This window comes from Kitasatospora sp. NPDC059146 (genome assembly GCF_042786665.1).
In the GTDB taxonomy this organism is placed as follows: Bacteria; Actinomycetota; Actinomycetes; order Streptomycetales; family Streptomycetaceae; genus Kitasatospora.
The window spans coordinates 1-2150 of record NZ_JBHZCY010000262.1; the positions used below are offsets into that span (position 1 = coordinate 1).

Genomic DNA, 2150 nt, shown 5'->3' on the forward strand with positions numbered 1-2150 from the left:
GCCGCGCGGCGCCCGCGGGCGCCGGCCCGTCGGCCCGGCCCGCACCGGCCCGGGCCCGCGCGGCCGGTGCGGCGGGTTCGGGTGAGCGCCCGGGGCCCGGTACGCCCGGCCGCCCGTACTCCTGCTGGGGGTGCTGGGGGTGCTGGGGTGCCTGCGGCGCACCGGCGGGTGCGGCGGCTGCGGTTCCCCGTCTGACCCCGCGCCCGCCGGCGGCGGCCGTGCCGCGGGCCGCCAGCTCGCTGAGCCGCTCGTGCAGGGCGGCCGCGCCGGGCCGCTCGGCGGGTTCCTTGGCAAGGCAGGCCCTGATGAGCGGGGCGAGTGGCGGGGGGACGGCGGACAGGTCGGGTTCCTCGTGGACGACCCGGTACAGCATCACTTCGGAGGACGCCCCGGAGCCGAACGGGGTGTCCCCGGTGAGCGCGTACGCGAGGGTGGCGCCGAAGGCGAAGACGTCGGTGGCCGGTGTGACGGCGACGCCGCGGACCTGCTCGGGGGCGAGGAAGCCGGGGGAGCCGACGGCGGTGCCGACGTGGGTGAGGGTGCTGGCGCCGCGCGACCAGGCGATGCCGAAGTCGATGATCCGCGGGCCGCGCGGGGAGAGCAGGATGTTCGAGGGCTTGAGGTCGCGGTGGACGACTCCGGCCTCGTGCACCTTGACCAGCCCGTCGGCCAGTGCGGCGCCGATCCGGGCGGCTTCGGGCCAGCTCAGCGGCCCTTCGTCGCCGACCCGCTTGTAGAGGGAGGGGCCGGGGACGTAGGCGGTGGCCAGCCAGGGGCGGTCGGCCTCGATGTCGGAGCCGACGACCCGGGCGGTGCAGCCGCCCCGGATCCTGGAGGCGGCGGCGATCTCGCGGGCGAAGCGGGTGCGGAACTCCTGGTCCTCGGCGAGTTCGGCTCGGATGAGCTTGAGGGCGACGCGCTGGCCGCGGCGGTCGGAGCCGAGGTAGACCACGCCCATGCCGCCGGCTCCCAGTCGCCGGTGCAGGCGGTACGGCCCGACGATGCGGGGGTCCTCACGCCTCAGCCGCATCATCGCCATGTCTCGTTCCCCGTCAGCCTGTGGGTGAGGCCCCGTCGGTTGGGGCATCGTCAGTTCCTGTCCGGCACAGCTTACGGACTGCCCGCTGCGGTGTGCTGATACGCAACACCTCAAGCCGCCGTGCGATTGTCCGATCGTGAGCTGAGCAGCAGGTCACAGGGGTGCCGAATCGCCTCTCGGGGTTGCCCCTCAGGGTTCCCCCGGGGGCGGTGCGCGACCTTCCTCCCCCTCCGGTAGTACGCCTTGAGTCTGAGCGTCATCCTCCGGGATGCCCGAGGAACAGTACGACGGCATGACGCCCGAAAGGCCCCCCGGCCAATAGCGTTGTGTCCAGCGGTGGACGGGGAGCTCGTCCCCCGAGGTAAGCCGTCCACCGCGCCAACTCGACCGGATCAGGAGCAGGGCCATGGCATCGCAGCAGACGGGAACCACCCGCCGGCGTCGACCGCCCTTCATCCAGCCCCAGTCCGCCGAGCGCCCCACCCGGCACCCCGCCGTCGCGCTGGCCATGGCCCTGCCGTGCGCCGTGCTGCTGGTGATGCTGTTCGGCGGGTGGGAGCAGATGGCGAACCAGGCCGAGGCCCTGGCCGATCTGATCGGCCGCTGAGGCGGACGGCACGGCCGCGGAGCCGTCAGGAGAAACAGAGAACACCAGAACGGGCACTGTTCCCCTGGGGACGGGGAGCAGTGCCGCCGGGGAGGCCGCGGGCCGCGATGACACGCGGACGGGCGAGAGCGGTGCGCAGAGCACCCCGGCAGGCGGAGACGCCGCGTACGGACGTCGGTGAGGGCGACCGTACGCGGCTCTTCTCCGCCCTCTTCCTCGAACCCGGAACGCAAGAGGCCGAGGCCGCGACCCTGACGGATCGCGGCCTCGGCCGTTACTGTGCGCGATACTGGGATTGAACCAGTGACCCCTACCGTGTCAAGGTAGTGCTCTCCCGCTGAGCTAATCGCGCCTGGTGTGGCGGTTGTGCAGCGAGCCCCGATGGGCTCGTTACTGTGCGCGATACTGGGATTGAACCAGTGACCCCTACCGTGTCAAGGTAGTGCTCTCCCGCTGAGCTAATCGCGCGTGGTGAGGCGGATGTGAAGCGGTGATATAGAGTTG

2 protein-coding genes and 2 tRNA genes are annotated in these 2150 nt (G+C 72.6%); 1 reads left to right on the forward strand and 3 read right to left on the reverse strand.

The genetic code is table 11. The features are described from left to right. The coding region (locus ACFXPX_RS43780) for a serine/threonine-protein kinase (protein WP_380645111.1) at positions 1–1039 on the reverse strand (1039 nt) is incomplete at its 3' end. Positions 1040–1445: 406 nt separating this feature from the next. On the opposite strand from ACFXPX_RS43780, the gene ACFXPX_RS43785 reads away from it, so the two are divergent. Further along, positions 1446–1646 (forward strand): hypothetical protein, encoded by a 201-nt coding sequence (locus ACFXPX_RS43785; protein WP_360230161.1) that lies wholly within the window; start codon positions 1446–1448, stop codon positions 1644–1646. 280 nt (positions 1647–1926) lie between these two features. On the opposite strand, the gene ACFXPX_RS43790 is transcribed toward ACFXPX_RS43785, so the two are convergent. Beyond that, positions 1927–1998 (reverse strand) — tRNA-Val (locus tag ACFXPX_RS43790). A gap of 44 nt (positions 1999–2042) precedes the next feature. Continuing rightward, positions 2043–2114 (reverse strand) — tRNA-Val (locus ACFXPX_RS43795). Between the last annotated feature and the right edge of the window lie 36 nt (positions 2115–2150).

Bases quoted from the DNA above. Each gene is read 5' to 3' on its own strand.
- ACFXPX_RS43785 (WP_360230161.1), top strand. From the start codon at position 1,446: ATGGCATCGCAGCAGACGGGAACCACCCGCCGGCGTCGACCGCCCTTC.